The organism is Enterobacter sp. WI-ESBL-E8 (assembly GCF_053364895.1).
Window position 1 is genome coordinate 1,848,350 of record NZ_JBRWXJ010000001.1, and the last position, 24,060, is coordinate 1,872,409.

Annotated in this window: 18 protein-coding genes; 8 read left to right on the plus strand and 10 right to left on the minus strand. The window is 55.4% G+C overall.

Annotated features, from left to right (window positions below):
- The first annotated feature begins 153 nt into the window (after positions 1-153).
- Positions 154-693: a glycine zipper 2TM domain-containing protein gene (locus ACWHWP_RS08805; RefSeq protein ID WP_008500779.1), complete on the plus strand. Its 540-nt coding sequence runs from the start codon at positions 154-156 to the stop codon at positions 691-693.
- A 60-nt stretch (positions 694-753) separates the two neighbouring features.
- On the opposite strand, the gene comR is transcribed toward ACWHWP_RS08805, so the two are convergent.
- Entirely contained in the window at positions 754-1,389 is a 636-nt protein-coding gene (comR, locus tag ACWHWP_RS08810) for a TetR family copper-responsive transcriptional repressor ComR (RefSeq protein ID WP_047348981.1), read from the minus strand.
- Between the two features lie 245 nt (positions 1,390-1,634).
- Here comR and bhsA point away from each other — a divergent pair, with 245 nt between their 5' ends.
- Positions 1,635-1,892, plus strand: a complete 258-nt coding sequence (gene bhsA / locus ACWHWP_RS08815) for a multiple stress resistance protein BhsA (RefSeq protein WP_059311022.1) — start codon at positions 1,635-1,637, stop codon at positions 1,890-1,892.
- 78 nt (positions 1,893-1,970) lie between these two features.
- Here the strand turns inward: bhsA and ACWHWP_RS08820 are convergent, their stop codons facing one another.
- From ACWHWP_RS08820 to ACWHWP_RS08835, 4 genes are all read right to left on the minus strand, one after another.
- Positions 1,971-5,015, minus strand: coding sequence for an autotransporter outer membrane beta-barrel domain-containing protein (locus ACWHWP_RS08820; protein WP_447855416.1), 3,045 nt, complete (start codon positions 5,013-5,015; stop codon positions 1,971-1,973).
- 575 nt (positions 5,016-5,590) lie between these two features.
- Positions 5,591-6,556: a L,D-transpeptidase LdtC gene (gene ldtC, locus ACWHWP_RS08825; RefSeq protein WP_059311020.1), complete on the minus strand. Its 966-nt coding sequence runs from the start codon at positions 6,554-6,556 to the stop codon at positions 5,591-5,593.
- A gap of 148 nt (positions 6,557-6,704) precedes the next feature.
- Positions 6,705-10,151, minus strand: a complete 3,447-nt coding sequence (mfd, locus tag ACWHWP_RS08830; RefSeq protein ID WP_059311019.1) for a transcription-repair coupling factor — start codon at positions 10,149-10,151, stop codon at positions 6,705-6,707.
- Between the two features lie 149 nt (positions 10,152-10,300).
- Positions 10,301-11,374 carry an acyltransferase family protein gene (locus ACWHWP_RS08835; protein ID WP_447855417.1) on the minus strand — a complete coding sequence of 358 codons (1,074 nt, stop codon included), beginning with the start codon at positions 11,372-11,374 and terminating at the stop codon, positions 10,301-10,303.
- A gap of 256 nt (positions 11,375-11,630) precedes the next feature.
- Here ACWHWP_RS08835 and lolC point away from each other — a divergent pair, with 256 nt between their 5' ends.
- Genes lolC through cobB form a run of 5 tightly spaced genes read left to right on the plus strand, consistent with a single transcriptional unit; the run spans position 11,631 to position 16,569 of the window.
- Positions 11,631-12,830: a lipoprotein-releasing ABC transporter permease subunit LolC gene (gene lolC, locus ACWHWP_RS08840; protein WP_047348976.1), complete on the plus strand. Its 1,200-nt coding sequence runs from the start codon at positions 11,631-11,633 to the stop codon at positions 12,828-12,830.
- Positions 12,823-13,524: a lipoprotein-releasing ABC transporter ATP-binding protein LolD gene (lolD, locus tag ACWHWP_RS08845; RefSeq protein WP_047061583.1), complete on the plus strand. Its 702-nt coding sequence runs from the start codon at positions 12,823-12,825 to the stop codon at positions 13,522-13,524. The genes lolC and lolD overlap by 8 nt, the downstream gene beginning before the upstream one ends.
- Positions 13,524-14,768 (plus strand): lipoprotein-releasing ABC transporter permease subunit LolE, encoded by a 1,245-nt coding sequence (lolE, locus tag ACWHWP_RS08850; RefSeq protein WP_447855418.1) that lies wholly within the window; start codon positions 13,524-13,526, stop codon positions 14,766-14,768. The genes lolD and lolE overlap by 1 nt, the downstream gene beginning before the upstream one ends.
- A 53-nt stretch (positions 14,769-14,821) precedes the next feature.
- Positions 14,822-15,733, plus strand: a complete 912-nt coding sequence (gene nagK / locus ACWHWP_RS08855; protein WP_447855419.1) for an N-acetylglucosamine kinase — start codon at positions 14,822-14,824, stop codon at positions 15,731-15,733.
- 14 nt (positions 15,734-15,747) lie between these two features.
- Positions 15,748-16,569 (plus strand): Sir2 family NAD+-dependent deacetylase, encoded by an 822-nt coding sequence (gene cobB / locus ACWHWP_RS08860; protein WP_047348973.1) that lies wholly within the window; start codon positions 15,748-15,750, stop codon positions 16,567-16,569.
- A 45-nt stretch (positions 16,570-16,614) separates the two neighbouring features.
- On the opposite strand, the gene ACWHWP_RS08865 is transcribed toward cobB, so the two are convergent.
- A complete protein-coding gene (locus ACWHWP_RS08865) occupies positions 16,615-18,546 on the minus strand; it encodes a methyl-accepting chemotaxis protein (RefSeq protein ID WP_059311015.1) in 1,932 nt (643 codons plus the stop codon).
- Positions 18,547-18,783: 237 nt separating this feature from the next.
- Here ACWHWP_RS08865 and ACWHWP_RS08870 point away from each other — a divergent pair, with 237 nt between their 5' ends.
- The gene (locus ACWHWP_RS08870; protein ID WP_059311014.1) at positions 18,784-20,013 is read left to right on the plus strand and encodes an EAL and HDOD domain-containing protein; all 1,230 of its coding nucleotides are present in this window, start codon (positions 18,784-18,786) and stop codon (positions 20,011-20,013) included.
- A 47-nt stretch (positions 20,014-20,060) separates the two neighbouring features.
- On the opposite strand, the gene potD is transcribed toward ACWHWP_RS08870, so the two are convergent.
- The 4 genes from potD to potA are packed head-to-tail and all read right to left on the minus strand — an operon-like array spanning position 20,061 to position 23,869.
- Positions 20,061-21,095, minus strand: coding sequence for a spermidine/putrescine ABC transporter substrate-binding protein PotD (gene potD, locus ACWHWP_RS08875; protein ID WP_063430349.1), 1,035 nt, complete (start codon positions 21,093-21,095; stop codon positions 20,061-20,063).
- A complete protein-coding gene (gene potC / locus ACWHWP_RS08880; protein ID WP_059311012.1) occupies positions 21,092-21,883 on the minus strand; it encodes a spermidine/putrescine ABC transporter permease PotC in 792 nt (263 codons plus the stop codon). Before potC ends, potD begins: the two co-directional genes overlap by 4 nt.
- The gene (gene potB / locus ACWHWP_RS08885; RefSeq protein ID WP_063430348.1) at positions 21,880-22,737 is read right to left on the minus strand and encodes a spermidine/putrescine ABC transporter permease PotB; all 858 of its coding nucleotides are present in this window, start codon (positions 22,735-22,737) and stop codon (positions 21,880-21,882) included. The genes potC and potB overlap by 4 nt, the downstream gene beginning before the upstream one ends.
- Positions 22,721-23,869: a spermidine/putrescine ABC transporter ATP-binding protein PotA gene (potA, locus tag ACWHWP_RS08890; protein WP_165587305.1), complete on the minus strand. Its 1,149-nt coding sequence runs from the start codon at positions 23,867-23,869 to the stop codon at positions 22,721-22,723. The genes potB and potA overlap by 17 nt, the downstream gene beginning before the upstream one ends.
- Between the last annotated feature and the right edge of the window lie 191 nt (positions 23,870-24,060).

A 24,060-nucleotide genomic window follows, 5' to 3' on the forward strand; every position in this document is an offset into this window, starting at 1 on the left:
ATATCGTGCTGCAGATCACAGAATGCGTGCTTAAGAGTTCTCCTAAATAGAATATATCCCCCCTCAATGCCTCTTTTTTGATCCTTTATCTGATTGGCGAAGCCGTGCCTTCATTGCAAAATTGTTACCAATAGCAACAAAGGAGGAAGTCCCGTGAATAAATCAATGTTGGCGGGTATAGGGATTGGCGTCGCGGCTGCGTTAGGTGTGGCTGCCGTTGCCAGTCTGAACGTATTAGATCGCGGCCCGCAGTATGCACAGGTGGTTTCTGCTACTCCGATTAAAGAAACCGTGAAAACCCCTCGTCAGGAGTGCCGCAACGTCTCCGTGACTCACCGTCGTCCTGTTCAGGATGAAAACCGTATTGCCGGCTCTGTTTTGGGTGCGGTAGCCGGTGGGGTCATTGGTCATCAGTTTGGCGGTGGCCGCGGTAAAGATGTTGCGACCGTGGTCGGCGCGCTGGGCGGTGGCTATGCCGGTAACCAGGTGCAGGGCGCGATGCAGGATAACGATACCTACACCACAACTCAGCAGCGCTGCAAAACCGTCTATGACAAGTCGGAGAAAATGCTGGGTTATGACGTGACGTACAAAATTGGCGATCAGCAGGGCAAAATCCGCATGGATAAAGACCCAGGCACGCAAATCCCTCTGGACGGTAATGGCCAGCTGGTTCTGAATAACAAAGTGTAAAAAAGATGTTCTCTGAACTTAGCTCCTCATGCGCTCAGGCTGAGGAGCTTTTTTTTTGCGTCAGATTTTGAGCAGCTCAGGCCACAGCCGCAGCGTGGTGTCGCTAATAGTCTGCAGTTTTTCCAGTGAAGCCCCTTCGCGGGCGCTGATCGACATCCCCTGCAAAATACAGCTCAGATACTGCGCCAGCACCTGAGGGTTGCAGTGCGCGGGGATTTCACCGCGCTGCTGGCGCTGAGCCAAAAACGCGCTCAGCGTCTCCTCCTGCATGGCGTGACGCGATTTCACCGTATTGGCGATCTCTTTAGACGATGCCGCAAGGGTGGCAGAGGTGTTAATCATAAAGCAGCCCGCAGGGGTGTCTTTACTGGTGAAGCAAGTTGCGACGGCGGTGAAGTAGTCACGCAGTGCCTGCTCAACGCTTTTTTCTTCACAAAATAGCTGGGCTTCGTGTTTCGCTGCAAAGCGCGAAATGTACCTGTCGAGCACCGCCCGGAACAGCCCCTCTTTATTGGTAAATTCAGCATACAGCGTCGGCGCTTTGGCTCCGGTGGCTTCTACCAGATCGGAAAGCGAGGTTGCTTCATACCCATGTTGCCAGAAGAGAGTCATGGCCTTATCAAGCGCTGCATCCCTGTCGAACACTTTTGGTCGGCCACGGCTTTTCTTCGCACAACTCGTGACATCGGTTGTCATTTGCCGTTGGTCCTCTGTTGGTTTGTTGAATAATCATTATAAAAATAAACGCATGCCACCACCAGCGCTGAATGCTTAAAAATAAATTAATCATATCATTATGAAAAATAACGACTTTAAAATTAAGTTAACGCTCATTATAAAATTATGTTGACGCGTGACCTGGATCACATTTATGATTTACCTATCGATCGTTAAGTAAATAACTAACGACCTAAACAATCATCTGCCTAAAGGTAAAAATCATGAAAAACGTAAAAACCCTCATCGCTGCCGCCGTTCTGAGCTCACTTTCTTTCGCAAGCTTTGCCGCCGTTGAAGTGCAATCCACACCTGCTGACCAGCATAAAGTCGGGACTATCTCCGCATCTGCCGGCACTAACCTGGGTTCACTGGAAAGCCAGCTGGCGCAAAAAGCTGATGAGATGGGGGCGAAATCTTTCCGTATTACCTCTGTGACCGGCCCTAACACGCTGCACGGCACGGCTGTAATCTACAAATAAGCCACGCATAAACCCTCATTTATGCCACTGCAATAAAAAACGCCCTGCATGAGCAGGGCGTTTTTTTATTCATACTGCTTACCAGCTGTATTTTATACCCAGCATACCTTGCGTATCGCTGTATCCCTTGGTACCTACCTGCTGAGCTACGTTGCCCCACAGAGAGACATTCTTCGACAGCTGACCTTCAACACCCGCTTTCAGTTCACCGATGTTGCGGTTGCCCGCCAGATTCACTTTTTCACCATTAAGCGATGCGCCAAAGTCTTTAGTATTGTGGATCCAGTTGGCTTCCACGAACGGCTGGAAGTTACGGTCGTTGCCATCGTCCAGCTTGTTGTGAGCATGGCCGTACAGACGCACGCCAACGCGGCTTTGAATATTGCCGTCGCCGTTACCTTCTACACGGGTACCGTTGACTTCTTTGTGCGAGTCCGCCTTCACGCCCATCCAGGTTATCTGCGCTTTCGGCTGGATATACAGCGCGCTACGCTCGCTGAGATCCGCCATTTTCCAGGTGTAGCCAGATTCCACAGAAGCGGTGAAGCCTTTTGATTTGTACGTCTCCGTAGCAACGTCATCACCAGAAAGGGTGTTGTTGAACCAGTTGTACTGCATCCAGGTATCAACATACGCGCCTTCTTTACTTTCGTTGTCCTGCAGCCAGGTACCGTAGACGCCGACGCTGTATCCGTCGATGCTGCTGGTAGCACGGTTACCGTTACGCTGGTTTTCTGCACGGCTCTTCTGGTTGGCATAGCCGCCCATCACGCCCAGATGGTAGCGGTCCGCGTTATTGCTGCTCCACTGCGCCACGTCACCGCCAAGCTGCATTACATAGCGGTTACTTTGCATGCTCAGCTGGCCGCTGCTGTCGTGCTGGCGGGTATGTCCGCCCACGTTACGCAGCCACATGCTGGTCGCGCGTGCTTCACCGGTCAGGGCATCAACGTAGTGGGTTTCACCCAGACGGTCATGTAAACGGGTGTTGAACAGCGTGTTAGCCGCAGCCAGGTTAACGCCATACAGACCTGCTTCTGGACGCACCGCGTGTTCAACAGCCGGTACCGGTGTCGGAGAGGCTGGCGTCACCGGATCGGGCGGATTGACCGGCGCAGGTGGCTCAGGCTTCACCGGAGGTTCTGTTGGTTCAGTCGGTTCTGGCGGAACGGGGGGTTCCGGCGGCGCTGGAGGTTCTGGCGTTTCTGGTATTTCAGGCGTCAGCGCGCTGCTCAGGTACCAGTTTGCGGCGTTCTGACCCGCGCCGCGCTGCAGGGTATAGTCATACGCCCCGGCAACAATACGGCTATTCTGTTTAAACTCACCGGCAGAGTTACCGTTAACGGCAATCAGCTCAATCCCGTTCGTCGTCAGGCCGCCTGTCCCGCCTGCGTTCAGCACCATCACGTTGGTGGTGCCGCTGGTATTACCGTTGACAATCATGCGGTCGGTAGGGGAGTTGTCATCGCCAAGCGCCGTATTCATCACCAGGTTGCCGTTGCTGCCCGCGTAATCACCGTCCACCGTCAGGGTTTTGAACGTGGCAGCGTCACGCGTCTGTCGCTGCGTCTGCGCGGAGGTATGCATAAAATTCAGCGTCGATTCATTCAGCGTCAGGTTAGTCAGCTGAGAATCTTTGGTCATATTCCAGACGGAGTCTTCTGCCAGCGACAGGTTGTTAGTACCGCCAGTGCTGGTCAGGAAGCCGCCGTCGAAACGGGACGCCCCTACGGCGCTAAGATCGACCAGCCCTGCATCTTTCGCTTCAACGGTACCCACGACCTGCATTTTCTGCCCAGCCGCCGACACGCGAGAGTCGGCGTTTTCCGCCAGAATGGCAATGGTATCTGGATCGTTGTAGTTCACGCCCAGGCTCGCCTCGCCGTTTAGCGCAATGCTGCCGCCTTTATCCGCGTGGATGTAGTGCCATGTGCCGCTGCGGGTCGTATCCGCAACGTCAACGTTCAGTTTGCCATTAACGACGAGGTTACCCGGCGTCTGCGCGCTGTCTTTTGAGGCAAACAAGCCCGTGCCTTTGGTCTGCTGATGCCCGTTCGTATTCATCGAGATGGCCAGATCCTGGGTGGTCAGTTCCGACGAGCCAACGGATTCCGCCCCGCGAAGTTCCGTACCGTCCGCACCGGCGTTCAGGGCGAGCGCTATTTTACCGTGGCTGGTGAAGTAGGAGTCTAAATCGATATCGTCGAGTCCGTCTGATACCCAGATCCCCGAGGTTATCGCGCCGGTCTTATTGACGGTGATGTCGATCTGCGTATCGCCCTGAGCGACGATGTGACCGCCAGCGGTGCTGATACCATCGGCAAAATCATCGGCCACGGATGTAATCACCGCATTGTTATAGGTGATGAGGGAGCGAGCGTTTTCTTCAACGGACTGTGAAGAAAGCCCCACAGCATACATCTGTCCCGTGCTGGTCAGGCGCAAATCGTCAGCGGTAACCCGCGTGCCGTTTTTGGCATAAATACCCAGCGCCAGGCTTTCGTTACCGAGTGCCGTAGTATTAACGGTGGTTAACCCCGTCAAATCAATGTTCGCATTCGCCTTGTCACCATGGATCCCAACGACAAACTTATCGTCACGCTGGTGGCTCATATTGATTGTCAGGTCGTCGGCAACGATTTTCCCTTCTTTAGCAAGGTTAGCCGCGCTGATTGCGCCCGTCGTAGTGACGCCTAAGGCAAACACAAACTGGTAATCTTTATCCAGTGGAAGATCAGGTCGGTTGGGAACCGTGCCCTCGATCAGATCGCCATACGTGGTATTAATAGTCGAACCACTCCCTAAGTTGATTGTCCCGCTGTTGGCGACGATAACGCTGCCGCTGGTGATCAGAAGATCGCCATTCTCGAACTCACCCCAGCCCATGATCAGCGGAGAGCCGCCGTTGTGATTCACGGTAACGCTGCCGTTATCCGCAACTGAAATGACGCTATTTTCACCTGCGGTACCGATAACCTTGTAAACGCCACCGTTGGCAATCACGCCGCTTCCGGAAATAACGCCGTTGGCATTATTGATTTCTTCGATTTGCGCAATAGCATTGTTCACGAACAATAAGCTACTGATTAACACCGCAGTAGTGCTTAATTTAAATCTTTTCATATACTATCCGTTACGACGAACAATCGTATGCAATTATTATTTTATTGAAAGAAGAAGGCATTTTAATATTTATAACCAAAGTGCTGAAAATTAATTTCGACTTATTGCAAGGCTTGCTGTCGAATACAATGATTATTATGCCTTGAGCTAATTCTCCCGTTTTAGGAAATAATCACAAATGAAATGGTCTTAACTGGATTTGTGGAATTAAATGCTATTAAATATAGATTATAAGGACTTATGTGTCGTCATTTTTGTAGTGGTGATTCTTCATGCTGGCATGGCTGAAATATGAAACGGCGTTGCGCATTTTCCAGAGGATAAAAATCGGGTTTTAAGATATTGTCCTGCTGTTACTATCAGTATTTCATCAGAAATAAGATATACCTAAGAAATAAGGGTTCACTGTTTTTTTCACGTTCCACGCTACACGCTTTTCTTTGCCTGTATGCAAATAGCTTTACGGTACCAGGACATGAAGGAAGTCAGTCTGACATATTCAGAAAAAAGCATAGCGTAATCACGCTATGCCTGTCTCTTTTACTGCAGGAGGGGGCCGCAAGCAGAGCAGTGCTTTATATCGACTGCTGTGCGTTATCGTGGTGACGCGTGACGTCCGTTGGCATACCTGACCGCGTCGTCATCGCGGACTCCATTACCGTCTCGTCCGTGCTGGCACTGGTTTTAAAACTCATCAGTGCTGCATTAAGGTTAATTGGCAACGTTTGCGGATCGTCGCCAATATTTTTCGACAGCGGCTGATGCACCTCGACCAGCCTTACGCCGCCAGGTTCTTCAGAGACCTTAATCGGGGTGTTGATTATATTGACCTTCGTGCCGAGCGCCAGGACGTTGTACAGCTTCTTGATGTCGTCATCGCGCAGACGGATACAGCCGGAGCTGACGCGCATACCGATCCCGAAATCAGCGTTGGTTCCGTGCAGCAAATACACTCCGCCGTATGCGGCAAGGCGGATTGCATGATGCCCCATCGGGTTGTCTGGCCCCGCAGGGACAACTGCCGGTAGCTCTATACCCTGCGCTTTGTAACGGGCACGAATATTGGCGGTTGGTGTCCAGGTTGGGTTTGCCCGCTTCTGCGATACGGTCGTGACCATCGTTGGCGTTAGGGTGTCGCCGCCCAGCTGGCCAATGCCTATCGGGTAGACGGTCACTTCATTTTTGCCTGGGGGATAGTAGTAAAGACGCAGTTCGGCAAGGTTTATTACCAGCCCTTCACGCGGCGCATCCGGGAGTATGGTCTGCAGAGGGATCGTCAGCACGCTACCGGCGCGCGGCACGTAAGGGTCAACGCCGGGGTTGGCCTGCAGCAAAGCCAAAAAGCCGACGTTATATTTTTTGGCAATTGCTTCCAGCGACCCGCCGTTATTTTCCACCACGTGAAACTGGTTTTTCCCGACCACATTGCTGCCGGGAGGCGGAAGAGGCCAGGTATTGGCGCGCGCAGGAAGGGTTATCGCTACCGCTGCGGCCAGCGCGAAAAAACAAATCCATCGGGTAAAACGCGTAGAGGTCATCATCACCATAATCCATGTAAATGATAAGGTTATTGTTTTATAAGCAGTTAACGATAATTATGGCGAATGAGCGTGTCGGGAAATCCAGGGGAAGTGCAAAGAGTTTGTAAATTATGCCCCGGCAGCGAGCGCCGTGCTGCCGGGGAGACGATTACGCGATCGCGTTCTCTTCCAGCTGACGCATAAAGTTACGCACCCAGTCCATACGGGTTTTGCGCTCCGTCAGCTCCTGGGTAAATTTCAGGCGCGTCGGCCCATCCAGACGGAAATGCTGCGGCTGTTTTTGCAGCAGACCGATCAGCCACATCGGGTTGACGTGGTTCTTCTCGGCGAATTCAATCACGCCGCCTTTTTCGTTGCCTTCAAGCTTACGAATGCCCAGCTTCTGTGCCTGCTGGCGCAGGCGCGCGATATCCAGCAGATTTCTCGCCGCATCGGGCAGCAGACCAAAGCGGTCGATCAGCTCCACCTTAATCTCTTCCAGCTCGTTTTCCTTCTTCGCACTGGCGATGCGCTTGTAGAACGACAGTCGGGTATTCACATCCGGAATGAAATCGTCCGGCAGCAGGGAAGGCATACGCAGCTCGACCTCGGTCTGCTGGCTGGTGAGATCTTCCAGCGACGGCTCGCGTCCGGCCTTCAGCGCATCGACCGCATTTTCCAGCAGCTCCATATAGAGCGAGAAGCCGATGGTCTCCATCGAGCCGCTCTGGTCCTCACCCAGCAGTTCACCGGCACCGCGGATCTCGAGATCGTGCGTGGCCAGCGCAAAGCCTGCGCCGAGGTCTTCCAGCGAGGCGATGGCTTCCAGACGCTTTTGCGCGTCGGTGGTCATCGCTTTCGGATGCGGCGTCAGCAGCCAGGCGTAGGCCTGATGGTGCGAACGTCCGACGCGGCCGCGCAGCTGATGGAGCTGCGCCAGACCGAAGTGATCCGCACGTTCGATGATGATGGTATTGGCCGTCGGGATATCAATACCGGTTTCAATGATGGTGGTGCACACCAGCACGTTAAAGCGCTGGTGGTGGAAATCGTTCATTACCCGTTCCAGCTCGCGCTCGCGCATCTGCCCGTGACCGATAGCAATGCGCGCTTCCGGTACCAGCTCCGCCAGCCGGTCCGCCGCTTTCTGGATATTTTCCACATCGTTGTAGAGGTAATAGACCTGTCCCCCGCGCAGCACTTCACGCAGAATGGCCTCACGGACCACCAGATTATCGTACTCGCGGACAAAGGTTTTTACCGCCAGACGGCGCGCCGGCGGCGTGGCAATAATCGACAGATCGCGCATGCCGCTCATCGCCATATTCAGGGTTCGCGGGATAGGCGTCGCGGTCAGGGTCAGGATATCGACGTCGGCGCGCATCGCTTTGATGCGCTCTTTGTGACGTACCCCGAAGCGGTGCTCTTCGTCGACGATCAGCAGCCCCAGATCTTTCCACTTCACGTCGCTTTGCAGCAGCTTGTGGGTGCCGATCAGAATGTCGATTTTACCCTCGCTGGCCTGCTCCAGAATTTGGGTCTGCTCTTTGGTACTGCGAAAACGCGACAGCATCTCGATGCGTACCGGCCAGTTGGCAAAGCGGTCGCGGAAGTTGTCAAAGTGCTGCTGAGCGAGCAGGGTGGTTGGCACCAGCACCGCCACCTGCTTGTTGTTTTCAACCGCAAGGAAGGCGGCGCGCATCGCCACTTCGGTTTTACCGAAGCCGACGTCGCCACAGACTAAGCGGTCCATCGCCAGCGGCTGGCACATATCGCTCAGCACGGCGTTAATGGCCTGGGCCTGATCCGGTGTGGTTTCAAACGGGAAGCTGTCGCAGAACAGCTGGTACTGTTCTTTATCATGCTTAAAGGCAAAGCCCTCTTTAGCCGCGCGCTGGGCGTAGATATCCAGCAGCTCGGCCGCCACGTCGCGCACTTTTTCCGCTGCTTTCTGGCGCGCGCGTGCCCAGGCGTCGCCGCCCAGCTTGTGCAGCGGCGCATTGTCTTCGGCACCGCCCGCATAGCGGCTGATAAGATGCAGTGAGGAGACCGGAACGTACAGTTTGGCATCGTTGGCGTAGGTCAGCATCAGGTATTCACCTTTGATGCCGCCCGCCTCCAGCGTGGTCATCCCCTGATAGCGGCCAACGCCGTGCTCCAGGTGAACAATCGGCTGGCCCGGATGCAGTTCGGCCAGGTTACGGATCAGCGTGTCCGGATTGATGGTTCGACGGCTGTCCTGACGGCGACGCGCGACGCGCTCGCCCAGCAGGTCGCTTTCGCAAATCAGCGCCAGGTTGTTGAGCGTATCAATAAACCCGTGCTCGGCGGCGCCAATCATCAGGTAACGACCGTTTCCGGTCGCTTCGCTCAGACGTAGGATGCGTTTCGGCGCAACTTTAATGCGCCCCAGCAGTTCACCGAGCGCTTCACGACGGCCTTCACTCTCAACGGAGAACACTACCGGGCCGGTAAAGGATTCCAGGAATTTGCGCAGATTATCCAGCGGTGATTTCTGCTGTGCCTGAACGGCGAGGTCCGGCAGCGTCCGGAAGGCAAGGTTGGTGTTGGCGGCCTTATCGGCAAGCGAATCGGTTTTAAGCTGCATACGCGGCCAGCGCTTCAGCTCGGCGTTGAGTTCGTCGGTTCGCAGCCACAGCGCTTCCGGCGGCAGCAGCGGACGCATCGGGTCAACGCCCCGGTTTTCAAAGCGGGCGCGGGTTTCGCTTTCAAAGCGGCTGGCGCTGGCGTCGATATCGCCGGTGTTAACAATCAGCGTATTCGCCGGGAAGTAGCTGAAAAGAGCCGGCAGCGACTCGTTGAAGAACAGCGGCTGCCAGTATTCGATCCCGGCAGGAAGCGTGCCTTTGCTGACCTGCTGGTAAATATGTTCGGCGTCGCGCTTCACCTCGAACCTGTCGCGCCACTGGCTGCGGAACAGTTCGATAGCGGTTTTGTCCGTCGGGAACTCATGCGCGGGCAGTAAATTGATCGACTCCACTTCTTCCAGCGTGCGCTGCGTGTCGGCATCGAATACGCGCAGGCTATCGATTTCGTCATCGAAAAAGTCCAGACGATACGGCTGGTCGCTGCCCATTGGGTAAAGGTCGAGCAACGCGCCGCGGGTCGCGTATTCCCCGTGCTCCATCACCTGATCGACGTGGCGATAGCCGGCACCGTCAAGCTGCGCGCGCAGGGCATCACGGGACAGGCGCTGGCCCTTTTTCATCACCAGCGCGTGGCCATGCAGGTAGCTGTGCGGACAGACGCGCTGCATCAGGGTGTTCACCGGCACAATCAGCACGCCGCGCTGCATGGTCGGCAGCTGATAGAGCGTCGACAGGCGCGAGGAGATGATCTCCTGATGCGGAGAGAAGCTGTCATACGGCAGCGTTTCCCAGTCGGCCAGGCTGAACACCAGGCTATCGGTGAACTGGCGAATTTCGTCGTGCAGGCGCAGGGCGTTTTGCATATCCGGGGCAACCAGTATCACCGGGCCAGGATGACGCTCAGCGATTTCTGCCACCAGCGTGGCGCACGCCGCGCCCGTGAGTTCACCCAGCTGGCGCTGGTCGCCCGCTTTGACAGGCAAGGAATAACGATAGTGTTCAGGCATGGCTATGTCAGAGTCTCTTATGGATATACCAACAGTATTGGGGCATATCACTGATACGCAATGTCTTTATTATCCTCGATCGTTTTGCATAAGCAAATCGGAACCGCACGGCGGGGCAATACGCCCCCGAAGCGGGGGCGGAGAGGGCATTAACGGGTGGTCGGTGACAGACTTAGCGTTGAGGGAGGAGAGAAGAGAATGTCCCCAAACAGTGCGGTGGAGAGTTTACGCACCCCAAGCCCGGCAAGGGTACAGATAAGCAGGCTGGCAAACGGGTAGACCAGAATTAAAGTCAGCTCAGCCCAGACCGGCCAGTATGCGGCATTCATCTCGCCAATCAGGAACAGGCTAAAGGCCTCGATTAAGATGCGGTGGGTGGTATAGATCGCAATAGTGTTTGAGCCAATCACGTTAAGCAGGTTATGCGGATGAACGGCATAGCGCTGCTCAAGGCTGTAGAACAACTTCATGATCAGCACAATCGACAACAAGGAGAGCAGCAGCGGAACGTTAGCAAACCACAGCACCACCGAGACGGCAGCGAAAGCGGCTGTCGCCAGCCAGATGCGGCGCAGGTTGACGTTTTTCATCCATGCCATCAGCTCTGCGCCATACCACGCCCCAAGGCTGTAGTAGATCATGTTGCGTACCACGCTGTTCATTCCCCACCACGGCAGCGGCAGGAAGTTGATCGCGATGCTTGCCAGCGCCAGCAGTCCCAGTACCGGCAGCTTCCAGCGGCTCAGCAGTTTACACAGCGTGAAGTAGACCACCAGGGCATACAGATACCACAGGCTGGTGCTGGCGGTGAGCATCCCGCGCACAAATCCTGAGAACGAGTGGGCATAGGCCGCGTTCGACGAGGTAGCAAGCTCACGCTCTGGTGCCAGCCAGGCGTTCAGATGGCTCAGCGCCTGCCACTGCAGGACGCCCCACAGCGCCAGGACCCAGACAATGCTCCAGATGCGTTTGTCGAGACTGGCGCGCCAGCCCACCTCGTCAATATAGCGACGGATCAAGTAGCCAGAAATAAAGAAGAAGACCGGCATACGGAACGGTGCGAGGTAGAGGTTAAAATAGACCCAGCATTTGGCGAGAAGGCCAGAGAACGGGTGTTGTAGCCCGATCAGATGCGGATAAAACGTGATGACCGAATGATAGATAACCACCAGGCAGATGCACAGCCCTTTTATCTGGTTAATCCATAATGCTTTTTGCTTCATTGTTCGCAACTACCTTATTGCCATAAACGAACGAGCAATTGTTCTAAAACGAAACCAGGATGTAATGGGTAACAGTCTGTATCAGGAGGTTTTTCGGAAAAGGTGGAGGTTGCGAGGTGCACTTTCAGCTATTAGCACCCTGATTTATCTGAATTTTTCGGAAAAATGATTACCAAAGCTTACGGTTTCAGTCATTTACGCTTAACGGATTCGCTTATATACTCGTGGGTCTGCTATCAGCAAACAGACGGATTTCATGTATCAACCTGTCGCACTCTTTATAGGCTTACGCTACATGCGTGGGCGCGCCGCGGACCGCTTCGGTCGCTTTGTCTCCTGGCTTTCGACTATTGGCATCACGCTTGGCGTGATGGCACTGGTGACGGTGCTTTCCGTCATGAATGGCTTTGAGCGCGAGCTGCAAAACAACATCCTGGGGCTGATGCCGCAGGCCGTACTCTCATCTACCAACGGTTCGGTTAACCCGCAGCAGCTGCCGGAAAGCGCGGCGAAGTTACAGGGCGTCACGCGCGTTGCGCCGTTGACGACCGGCGACGTGGTGCTGCAAAGTGCCCGCAGCGTGGCGGTCGGCGTGATGCTGGGTATCGACCCGGCGCAAAACGATCCGCTGACGCCATACCTGGTTAACGTGAAGCAGACCGATCTCGAAGCCGGAAAATACAACGTTATTTTGGGTGAACAGCTTGCCGGCCAGCTTGGCGTCAACCGTGGCGATCAGCTGCGCGTGATGGTGCCTTCAGCCAGCCAGTTTACGCCGATGGGGCGCCTGCCAAGCCAGCGTCTGTTCACCGTAATTGGTACCTTTGCTGCCAACAGCGAAGTCGATGGTTACCAGATGCTGGTTAACATCCAGGACGCATCACGCCTGATGCGTTATCCGGCGGGGAATATCACCGGCTGGCGCCTGTGGCTCGACGCGCCGCTGAAGGTCGATACGCTCAGCCAGCAAAAGCTGCCGGACGGCACGAAATGGCAGGACTGGCGCGAGCGTAAAGGCGAACTTTTCCAGGCCGTTCGCATGGAAAAAAACATGATGGGGCTGCTGCTGAGCCTGATCGTGGCCGTAGCTGCCTTTAACATCATCACCTCGCTGGGCCTGATGGTCATGGAAAAACAGGGCGAAGTCGCCATTCTGCAAACCCAGGGGCTCACGCCGCGCCAGATCATGGCGGTCTTTATGGTGCAGGGCGCGAGCGCCGGGATTATCGGGGCGTTGCTCGGGGCGGCGCTGGGCGCGCTGCTTGCCAGCCAGCTTAATAACTTAATGCCGATCATTGGCGCGCTGCTTGATGGCGCGGCGCTGCCGGTGGCTATCGAGCCGCTGCAGGTGGTCGGTATTGCGCTGGCCGCGATGGCCATTGCGCTGCTTTCTACGCTTTATCCTTCCTGGCGCGCCGCCGCCACCCAACCCGCTGAGGCTTTACGTTATGAATAAGATCCTGTTGCAATGCGACAACCTGTCCAAACGCTATCAGGAAGGCTCTGTGCAGACTGACGTGCTGCACAATGTGAGCTTCAGCGTGGGCGAAGGCGAGATGATGGCGATTGTCGGTAGCTCTGGCTCCGGCAAAAGTACCTTATTACACCTGCTGGGCGGGCTGGATACCCCAACCAACGGCGACGTGATTTTCTCCGGCCAGCCGATGAGCAAAATGTCCTCCGCGGCGAAGGCCGAGCTGCGTAACCGCGAGCTGGGCTTTATCTACCAGTTCCACCACCTGCTGCCGGATTTCACGGCGCTGGAAAACGTGGCGATGCCGCTGTTGATTGGCAAAAAGAAACCGGCAGAAATTAACGCCCGCGCCAGCGACATGCTGAAAGCGGTAGGGCTGGGCCATCGCGGTAACCACCGTCCGTCGGAGCTTTCCGGCGGCGAGCGTCAGCGCGTGGCGATTGCCCGTGCACTGGTGAACAACCCGCGTCTGGTGCTGGCGGATGAGCCTACCGGTAACCTGGATGCGCGCAATGCGGACAGTATTTTCCAGCTCCTGGGCGAGCTGAACGCCTCGCAGGGCACCGCGTTTCTGGTGGTAACCCACGATCTGCAGCTGGCAAAACGCATGGGGCGCCAGCTTGAGATGCGCGACGGCCATCTGAATGCAGAACTGACTCTGATGGGAGCGGAGTAATGGCTTCACCGTTATCGTTACTCATCGGGCTACGCTTTAGCCGCGGTCGCCGTCGCGGCGGCATGGTGTCGCTGATCTCCGTCATTTCGACCATCGGTATCGCGCTGGGTGTGGCGGTGCTGATTGTTGGCCTGAGCGCCATGAACGGCTTCGAGCGAGAGCTGAATAACCGCATTCTGGCGGTGGTGCCGCACGGGGAAATCGAACCGGTTAACCAGCCCTGGAGCAACTGGAGCGACGCCCTCGCCAAAGTGGAAAAGGTCCCGGGCATCGCCGCTGCTGCGCCCTACATTAATTTTACCGGGCTGGTGGAGAGCGGGGTAAACCTGCGCGCCATTCAGGTGAAAGGGGTGAATCCCGCCCAGGAGGAACGTCTGAGCGCGCTGCCGAAATATGTGCAGAACGGCGCGTGGGCGAACTTTAAGGCCGGCGAGCAGCAAATCATCATGGGTAAAGGCGTCGCGGATGCGCTGAAGGTAAAGCAGGGCGACTGGGTGTCGATCATGATCCCCAACGCCAGCGCCGATCACAAACTGCAGCAGCCTAAACGCGTGCGCCTGCACGTCACCGGTATTCTTCAGCTGAGCGGTCAGCTTGACCATAGCTTTGCGATGGTGCCGATGGAGGATGCGCGCCAGTATCTCGACATGGCCGACAGCGTGACGGGCATTGCCATCAAGGTGAACGACGTCTTTAACGCCAACAAACTGGTACGTGACGCGGGCAGCGTGACCAATAACTACGTCTACATCAAGAGCTGGATCGGCACTTACGGCTATATGTACCGTGATATCCAGATGATCCGCGCCATTATGTATCTGGCGATGGTGCTGGTGATCGGCGTCGCGTGCTTTAATATCGTCTCGACGCTGGTGATGGCGGTCAAAGACAAGAGCGGTGATATTGCCGTGCTGCGTACCCTTGGGGCAAAAGATGGTCTTATTCGCGCCATCTTCGTCTGGTACGGTTTGCTGGCGGGGCTGTTCGGCAGCCTCTGCGGCGTGGTGATTGGTGTGGTGGTTTCCCTGCAGCTGACGCCGATTATCAACGGCATTGAAAAGCTCATTGGCCACCAGTTCCTGTCGGGTGACATCTATTTTATTGACTTCCTGCCGTCTGAACTGCACTGGCTGGACGTTTTTTATGTGCTGGTTACAGCACTTTTACTGAGTCTGCTGGCAAGCTGGTATCCGGCGCGTCGCGCAAGCCGAATTGATCCGGCGAGGGTATTAAGTGGCCAGTAATTACGTCATGATCTAGCGGCTTTCGGGCCGCCAGGTTAAAAGAGGAATGCGTTATGTATTACGGATTTGATATTGGCGGCACCAAGATTGCGCTCGGCGTGTTTGATAAAGACCTTAAGCTGCAGTGGGAAACCCGCGTTCCCACGCCGCGCGAAAGCTACGACGCGTTTTTAACCGCCATTGCCGCGCTGGTGGCGCAGGCTGATGAACGCTTTGGCGTCAAAGGCAGCGTCGGCATTGGCATTCCGGGGATGCCCGAAACCGACGACGGCACGCTGTATGCCGCTAACGTGCCTGCTGCCAGCGGCAAACCGCTGCGCGCCGATCTCTCTGCCCTCCTTGAACGCGACGTGCGTTTAGACAACGATGCCAACTGCTTTGCCCTCTCAGAAGCCTGGGACGATGAATTCCGTCACTATCCGCTGGTGATGGGGCTGATCCTCGGCACCGGCGTCGGCGGGGGGATTGTGATCAAGGGGAAGCCCATCACCGGGCGCAGCTACATCACCGGGGAGTTTGGCCATATCCGCCTGCCGGTGGACGCGCTGGACGTCGTCGGGCGTGATTTTCCGCTGACCCGCTGCGGCTGCGGCCAGCACGGCTGTATTGAAAACTATCTCTCCGGCCGCGGGTTTGCATGGCTTTACGAACACTTCTATCATCAGAAACTTGAGGCCCCTCAAATCATTACCCTGTGGGAGCAAGGTGATGCGCAGGCGCGTGAGCACGTCGAGCGCTATCTGGATCTGCTGGCGGTATGTCTGGGAAATATTCTCACCATCGTTGACCCGGATCTGCTGGTGATAGGGGGAGGGCTTTCAAACTTTACCGCGATTACGGAACGGTTGTCCGGGCGTTTGCCCCGACATTTATTGCCGGTTGCCCGCGTGCCGCGTATTGAACGCGCGCGACACGGGGACGCAGGAGGCATGCGCGGAGCCGCATTCCTTCATCTCACCGATTAGTTTACGAGGTTTCTATGCTGTCGCGTCGCCAGGGTCGACTCAGCCGTTTTCGCAAAAATAAACGCCGCTTACGTGAGCGCTTGCGCCAGCGGATCTTTTTCAGAGACAGAATGATGCCAGAAGCGATGGATAAACCCAGAGTGGTGGTGCTGACCGGGGCGGGGATCTCCGCCGAGTCAGGAATTCGAACCTTCCGCGCGGCGGACGGGTTGTGGGAAGAGCACCGCGTGGAGGATGTCGCCACGCCGGAGGGCTTTGCCCGCGATCCGGATCTCGTGCAGGCATTCTACAATGCCCGCCGTCGCCAGCTTCTCCAGCCAGAGATTGCCCCGAATGCCGCGCATCTGGCGCTGGCGAAGCTGGAAGAGGCGCTGGGCGATCGTTTTCTGCTGGTGACGCAGAATATCGACAACCTGCACGAGCGTGCCGGCAACAAAAACATCATCCATATGCACGGCGAGCTGCTCAAAGTTCGCTGCGCCTGGAGCGGTCAGGTTCTGGACTGGAAAGAGGATGTGTTGCCAGAGGATAAATGCCACTGCTGCCAGTTCCCGTCGCGCCTGCGACCGCACGTGGTCTGGTTTGGCGAAATGCCGCTGGGCATGGATGAGATCTACAGCGCGCTGGCCATGGCTGACGTATTTATCGCGATTGGCACATCCGGCCATGTTTACCCGGCTGCGGGGTTTGTTCACGAAGCGCGACTGCACGGTGCGCATACGGTAGAACTCAACCTCGAACCCAGTCAGGTGGGCAGCGAGTTTGAAGAGAAACACTATGGCCTGGCAAGCGCGGTCGTTCCGGAGTTTGTCGACAAGCTCCTGAAGGGGCTGTAACGGCAATCGCGTGAAAAGGCACCCGTCCTGCGGGTGCCTTATTATTTATGAATGAAAGAACGCCAGCGTCTTCTCCAGCGATTTAGCCTGCTCATCCAGTGAGAGCGCCGCCGCAGAGATCTGCTGAACCAAAGAGGCGTTCTGCTGGGTGGTGCTGTCCATCTGATTCACGGCGGTGCTGACCTGGCTAATCCCCCGATTCTGCTCGTCCAGCGCCTGAACAATATCGTTGATGACCAGATGCACGTGCGACACCGCCTCAATCACCTGCTTCATCATCACGCCGGTTTCATTGACCAGCTCAACGCCTTTGCTGACGCGGCCTGAGGACTCGGCAATCAATTGAGAGATCTCTTTTGCCGCGTTAGCGCTTCGCTGGGCAAGATTGCGCACTTCCCCTGCGACTACCGCAAAGCCGCGCCCCTGTTCGCCCGCGCGCGCCGCCTCAACGGCAGCATTCAGCGCCAGGATATTGGTCTGGAAGGCGATGCCGTCGACGATGCTGTTAATCTCACCGATCTTACGCGCGCTCTCATCAATCTCTCCGATCACAACGACCACGTCGTTCACCAGCGTTTCGCCATGCCCGGCGAGGCTCGCGGCGCGATCGGTCAGCGTGGTGGCCTTGTGCGCGTTGTCGGCGTTATTCTTAACCGTGACCGAAATCTCCTCCATGCTGGCTGCCGTTTCAACAATTGCCGCCGCCTGTTCTTCGGTACGTGAGGCGAGGTCAAGGTTGCCCGCCGAAATTTCGCTGGTGCCGCCGTGCACGGAATGGCTGGCCTCGCTGATGTTGCCGACGATGCGCTTGAGCTGCGTCTGCATGGTGTGCAGGGCATAAAAAATGCTGTGGGTATCCCCGGAGCGAACCGGGATGGTGTTGTTCAGATCCCCCCGGGCAACGGCCAGGGCGATCCCCGCGGCCTCCGAAGGCTCCCCTCCAACCGGACGGTCAACTTTGCGGGTAAAGATCTGAGCCATCACCAGACTCACCGCAACGATGCTTAACACCATCAGGACGATGGCTTTCAGTAAAAATGCGCGCGCTTCGGCCATGACTTCGCTGACCGGGGTGACAATGGCGAGCTTCCACGGCGTCTGGCTGTTACCGACGGCGATCTCCTGCCAGGTGATAAACACCTCTTCCTTCAGCAGCGGATCGTTAGCTCGTATAACCTCATGACCCGCAATCTGGCCCGCGTAAGGCTTGCCTGCCGCTCGTTTGTCCGGGCTGGACACCACGTTGTTACCGGCTGAAAGGAGCAGGGCGTAGCCTGTGCCGTTCCACGGTTTAATCGCCCCGATCGTAGATTGCAGGGTAGCCAGGGAGAAGTCAGAGGTGACCGACCCCAGGAACTGACCGTCACGCATGATGGGGGCGGCAATCGAGGTGAGCATCACGTCTACGCCGTTGTAGGGGTAAATATAGGGCTCGATGATCACGTCTTTATGCCGTTGTTTCGGCAGCAGATAGTAATCTCCACTACCGGGCGTTTCGATATCCGTCAGCAGGTGTAATGCCGGTTTGCCGGTGGCGTCGCGGTCGACGTAGCGGGCGTAACGCCCGGCAGGATCTTCACCGCTTTGACCGGCCAGGGTGGCATCTTTATCGTCGAACGCGTTGGGCTCAAAGGCCATCGACATGGAGAGAAACTGTGGGTGAGCGGAGAGGTAGTGGATGAGCAGCTGATTAAGGCTCTGACGATCGCTCACGCCCGCCTCGCGCAGCGCCAGGGCGCTGTTGCCCATATCCCGGGCGGCAGCCAGGGCAGAATCCAGCTGTTTGCTGACGTGCAAGGATTGCACCTCGGCAATTTGACGAATATGCTTTTTGGCCAGAACCTCCTGCTGCGCCATCCACTGCCACATCATAAACCCGATCGTTGCCGTAAAGCCCACCGTCACGGTGAGGAAAATGGACAATAGCATCAACGTCTTGACTCTTATTTTTTGTTTCCGGACCATGGCGTCTTTCATTCTCATCTCCCGTAAGGCGTGCATGTCGGGCAGGCACTCAGTACTTATCGGATATTTCGTCCTCTTTCTGTAGAGCGCCGGAAATATTTAATTTAAATTTCCATAATATTAAATCCCGTTAATTAGTGTGGATGCTTTTATTTTGTGCATTCAATCAAAATAGCGCTCGATAATGCTCGTTATCGTGGTGTAGAAAGAGGATGCTAATAAATATAAAGTTGTAGAGGAGGATGGGATATGTACGGATTTATCGCGCGACAACCCATTTTTAACCCTGAGATGAAGACGGTGGCCTATGAGCTGCTTTTCAGAGATGGGATGACAAACCGTTTTCCGGATGTGTCGGCGGAATATGCCACATCCAGAATGATATCGGACCAGTTTTTATGCGTGCCGTCCCAGCGCATCGCAGGCACACATACGTCGTTTATTAATTTCCCGTCAAGAATGGTCATCGACCGCAGTGGTGAAGCGCTCGATAAAGAGAGCGTGGTCATTGAGATCCTTGAAGATGCGGTGCCGGGGGCAGAGCTGCTGCAGGCCGTCAAGGAGATGAATGCGCACGGCTATCAGTTTGCGCTTGATGATTTCACCCTTGCACCTGAATGGGATGCTTTTTTACCCTATATTTCGATACTGAAATTCGATGTCAGAAATTATTCCTTAGCGCAAATTAAAGCGTATCTGAAAGAACGTAATAATCTGACCGGGCATATTAAATATCTCGCTGAAAAAATTGAGACTAAAGAGGAATTCGAACAATACAGGCAAGAAGGTTTTTCTCTATTTCAGGGCTATTTTTTCTGCCGTCCTGAGGTCATTAAATATAAACGGCTATCGCAAAACCAGTTGGCGATTTTCCGCCTGCAAATGGAAGTTGGGCGCAATAAACCTGATTTTCGCATTATCGAGTCGTTGATAAAAACCGATCTGACGCTGTCCTGGAAAATCATGCGCTACATGAAGCACACCGCATTTAAGCATATCGGTGCCTGTAATTTCAGCAAGTTAACCCTGAGTGAGGTGCTCAGATACCTCGGAGAAAACCAGCTGAGGCGGTTTGTTGCCGTCGTGGTCCTGGCAAGCGCGGGCAATGACACCGTCAGCGAGCTTTATCCGTTGAGCATGATGCGCGGTAAGTTCTGCGAGCTGATTGCAGAGACCATCAACGAACCGACGCTGGCTGAAAATGCATTCATGTGCGGCCTGTTTTCACTGCTCGATACCCTGCTTGAGCTGCCGATGGCAGAGCTGATGAAGCAAATTGCGGTGCCGCAGAGTGTGAGTAACGCGCTGTGCCATCAGGAGGGACGGTTAGCCGATATGATCAGCCTTTGCCGTTACTATGAACAGCAGCAGTGGGACGAAGCAACCCGAATCCGTCAGGCGCTGGGTCTGTCCGATGAGGACGTGGTGGAGGCGATGAGAAAGGCAACGATCTGGGCTGGGGAAAATGCGGCCAGTTAATCCTTCCTCACGCCGTCCAGGCGGCGTGAGGAAGCGCGCGTCACCGTTTATCGGCCCGCTTTTAATTTTTGGTAATACTCTTCGTAGAGTCGGCTGGCGTCGCCGACGTCATTCTGCCATTCACCTTTGCTGATGGTCTGGGCATCCGGATAAAGCGATTTATCGTTAGCCACTTCCGGCTTCAGCAGCTTGCGCGCGGCCAGGTTTGGCGTCGGGTAGCCAATCGTCTCGGCAACCTGTTTCGCCACGTCCGGGCGCAGCAGGAAGTTAATCAGCTTCATCGCACCGTCCACGTTTTTCGCGTTGGCAGGGATGGCGAGGCTATCCATCCAGAAGATCCCGCCTTCCTTCGGCCAGACCACCTCAAGCGGCGTGCCGGCCTGGCGGGCCACGTACGCGGAGCCGTTCCACACCATTCCCAGATTCACTTCACCTTCCATATACGGGTTTGCCGGGTTATCTGAGTTGAACGCCGCCACGTTAGGCATCAGCTTTTTCAGCTCGTTATACGCCGCTTCAATCTCTTTTGGATCCGTCGTGTTGCCTGAGTAGCCCAGCTTGCGCAGCGCCACCTGGAACACTTCACGCGCGTCGTCGGTTAACAGCAGGCTCCCTTTGTATTCCGGTTTCCACAGGTCGGCCCAGCTGGTCACCGTTTTCGGATCGAGGGCATCGCCGTTGACGCCAATTGCGGTCGCGCCCCAGATATACGGAATAGAGTAGTCGTTATTGGGATCGAATGGCTTGTTGAGCATCTCCGGATCGAGGTTTGAAAAATGGGTTAGCTTCGTTTTATCGATCTTCTGAATCATCCCCTCTTTGCGCATTTTGTCGACAAAATAGGTGGAAGGAACGACCAGATCGTACGCGCCGTCTTTGTACGTTTTCAGCTTGGCGTACATGGTTTCATTCGACTCGTAGGTCGAGTAGATAACCTTGATACCCGTCTCCTTCGTGAACTGTTCCAGCAGGCCCGGCGGCACGTACTCGGTCCAGTTGTAGAAGTAGAGCGTTTTGCCGTCATCGGCGTGTGCGGCACCCATGCCAAGTACTAGTGCCGCAGCGGCGAGCATTTTTTTCATTTCATTGTCCCCTGAGATTTTGTTTTATCACGAGCAATAAGCTGGCTGGCAATGACCAGCACCAGCGAGAACACCAGCAGAATGGTCGCCAGCGCGTTCACCTCAGGCGAGACGCCGACTTTTACCATTGAGTAAATTTTCAGTGGCAGTATTTCGTAGCTCGGTCCCGTCACGAAGGAGGAAACCACCACGTCATCCATCGACAACGTGAAGCTGAGCAGCCATCCCGCCGCGACGGCGGGCATCGCCAGCGGCAGGATGATTTTGCGCAGAATGGTCATCTCGCTGGCACCCAAATCTTTCGCCGCCTCCAGCATGCGCACGTCGAACCCCTTCAGGCGTGCAAAGACCGTCACCACCACAAACGGCAGGCAGAAGGTGATATGCGAGAACAGCAGTGACCAGAAGCCAAGCTGCACGCCCAGCAGCATAAACAGCACCAGCAGCGAAATGGCCATCACGATGTCCGGTGACATCATCACCACAAACAGCATGCCGCTGACGAACGGTTTGCCGCGAAAGCGATAGCGATACAGCGCCACGGCGGTCAGTGAGCCAATCAGCGTGGCGAAGGTGGCGGAGAAAATCGCCATCGTCAGCGAGTGCTGCGCCGCCTGCAGCAGGCTATCATTGTTCATCAGCAGGCTATACCAGTCGGTGGTAAAGCCCTGCCAGCTGATGCCGAAGCGCGAGCTGTTAAACGAGTTCACGATCAAAATGATAATCGGGATATAAAGGTAAGCGTAAATAGCGGTCATAAAACCGCCGCGAAGCAGTCGACCGATCATTCGAGTTCCACCTTCTTGTTCAGCAGCCGTGACGCGCGCCAGTAGACCAGCAGCATCAGCCCCATCACCACGGTCAGCGTAATGCTGGTCGCGGATCCGAACGGCCAGTCGCGAATGTTGAGGAACTGACTTTTAATCACATTCCCAATCAGCAGGTTTTTCGCGCCGCCCATCAGGTCAGACACGTAGAACAGGCCCATCGCCGGGAGCATCACCAGCAGACACCCCGCGATAATGCCGGGCATGGTCAGCGGGATGATAATGCGGATAAACGTCTGAAGCTTGTTGGCACCCAGATCTTTTGCCGCTTCCAGCAGCGGTTTATCCAGCTTCTCAATACTGGAGTAGAGCGGCATCACCATAAACGGCAGCAGGATATAGACCAGGCCCACAATCACCGCGCTCGGGGTAAACATGATGCGTATTGGGGTATCAATCACCCCCAGCCACAGCAGAAACGCGTTGAGATAGCCTTTGGTGCTGAGGAAAATTTTCAGCCCGTAGATGCGAATCAGCGAGTTTGTCCAGAACGGCACAATCAGTAAAAACAGCAGCAGCGGGCGCACCTTCTGCGGCAGTTTCGCCAGAAACCACGCAAAAGGGTAGCCCAGCACCAGACAGGCAACGGTGGCAATCAGCGCCATATTGAGCGAGTGCAGCAGCACGTCAAAATAGAGCGGATCGAGCAGGCGCGCGTAGTTATCCAGCGTAAAGACCAGCTTCACGAAGTTTGTATCGTCGCGAGTCAGGAAGCTGGTGGCGACGATCATCAGGTTGGGTAAAAAGACAAAGAGCACAAGCCAACCGACGATCGTGGCAATCACCACATTCTGGAACTTACTTGTGTTCTTCATCAGCCAGCACAACCTCCCAGCTTTCTACCCAGTTGATAACCATTTTCTGGTCGAGAGAGTGGTCAAAGTCAGGGTCGTCCTCGTTAAAGAACTCGCTGACCATCACCATTTTGCCGTTCTCCAGCTCGACGACGGATTCCAGCGTCATCCCTTTGTAGTTGCGCTCGCGAATATAGCCGATCAGTCCTTCGGCCTCGGTGTTGCCGTGAATTTCGTCGACGCGCAGATCTTCCGGGCGCAGCAGAACGTTAAGCTTTTGTCCCTTTTCGACCGGGAAATTCACCGTGATATTGCACTCGCGACCTTCAACGTTGGCCCGCACGCGCTGGTCGTCCAGACGTTCAATCACCGTGGCGTTGAAGAGGTTGATCTCACCAATGAAGCTGGCCACAAACAGGTTTTTCGGCTCTTCGTAAATTTCACGCGGCGTGCCGTCCTGCTCGATTTTGCCGTCACGCATCACCACGATGCGGTCGGACATGGTCAGGGCCTCTTCCTGGTCGTGGGTGACGAAGACGAAGGTAATGCCGAGCTTGCGCTGCAGGGCCTTGAGTTCGTTCTGCATCTGCTTGCGCAGCTTGTAATCCAGCGCGGAGAGGGATTCATCCAGCAAGAGCAGGCGAGGCTTGTTGACCACGGCGCGGGCGATGGCCACACGCTGCTGCTGGCCGCCGGAAAGCTGATGGGGTTTACGCTGGGCAAACGTCTCAAGCTGCACCATGCGCAGGGCTTCAGTGACGCGCGGTTCGATCTCATTCGCCGGGGTTTTTTGCATCCGCAGGCCAAACGCCACGTTCTCAAACACGGTCATGTGCGGGAACAGGGCATAGCTCTGAAAGACGGTGTTGACGTGGCGATCTTCAGCGGGAACCCGCGTGATGTCCTGGTTTTCAAGATGGATATGGCCGTTATCGACGCTTTCCAGCCCGGCGATAAGGCGCAGTACGGTTGTTTTGCCGCAGCCAGAGGGGCCAAGCAGCGTAAGAAACTCACCGTCATTGATGGTGAGATTGAGGTCGGAAATGACGTCTTTACCATCAAAACTTTTACGAATTCGTTCCAGTTTCACCAGCGGCGAACGTGAACGGGATTGTGTATTCAATTTTTGCGCTGTCCCATATAGACGCCTCAGGCAGCAGACTGAAGCGGGGTTTGTGTGTAACCACCTTGGTGACTCGTAATGAGGGCGGACATTCTACGGCAATCCCCTGCGATCGCCAATCCTTGTCACTGATTCATAAGCTACATTTACTTACGTATAACGATATAAACGGAAAATATTCTCGTTTGCGGGATAAAAGTGACCTGACGCAATATTTGCGT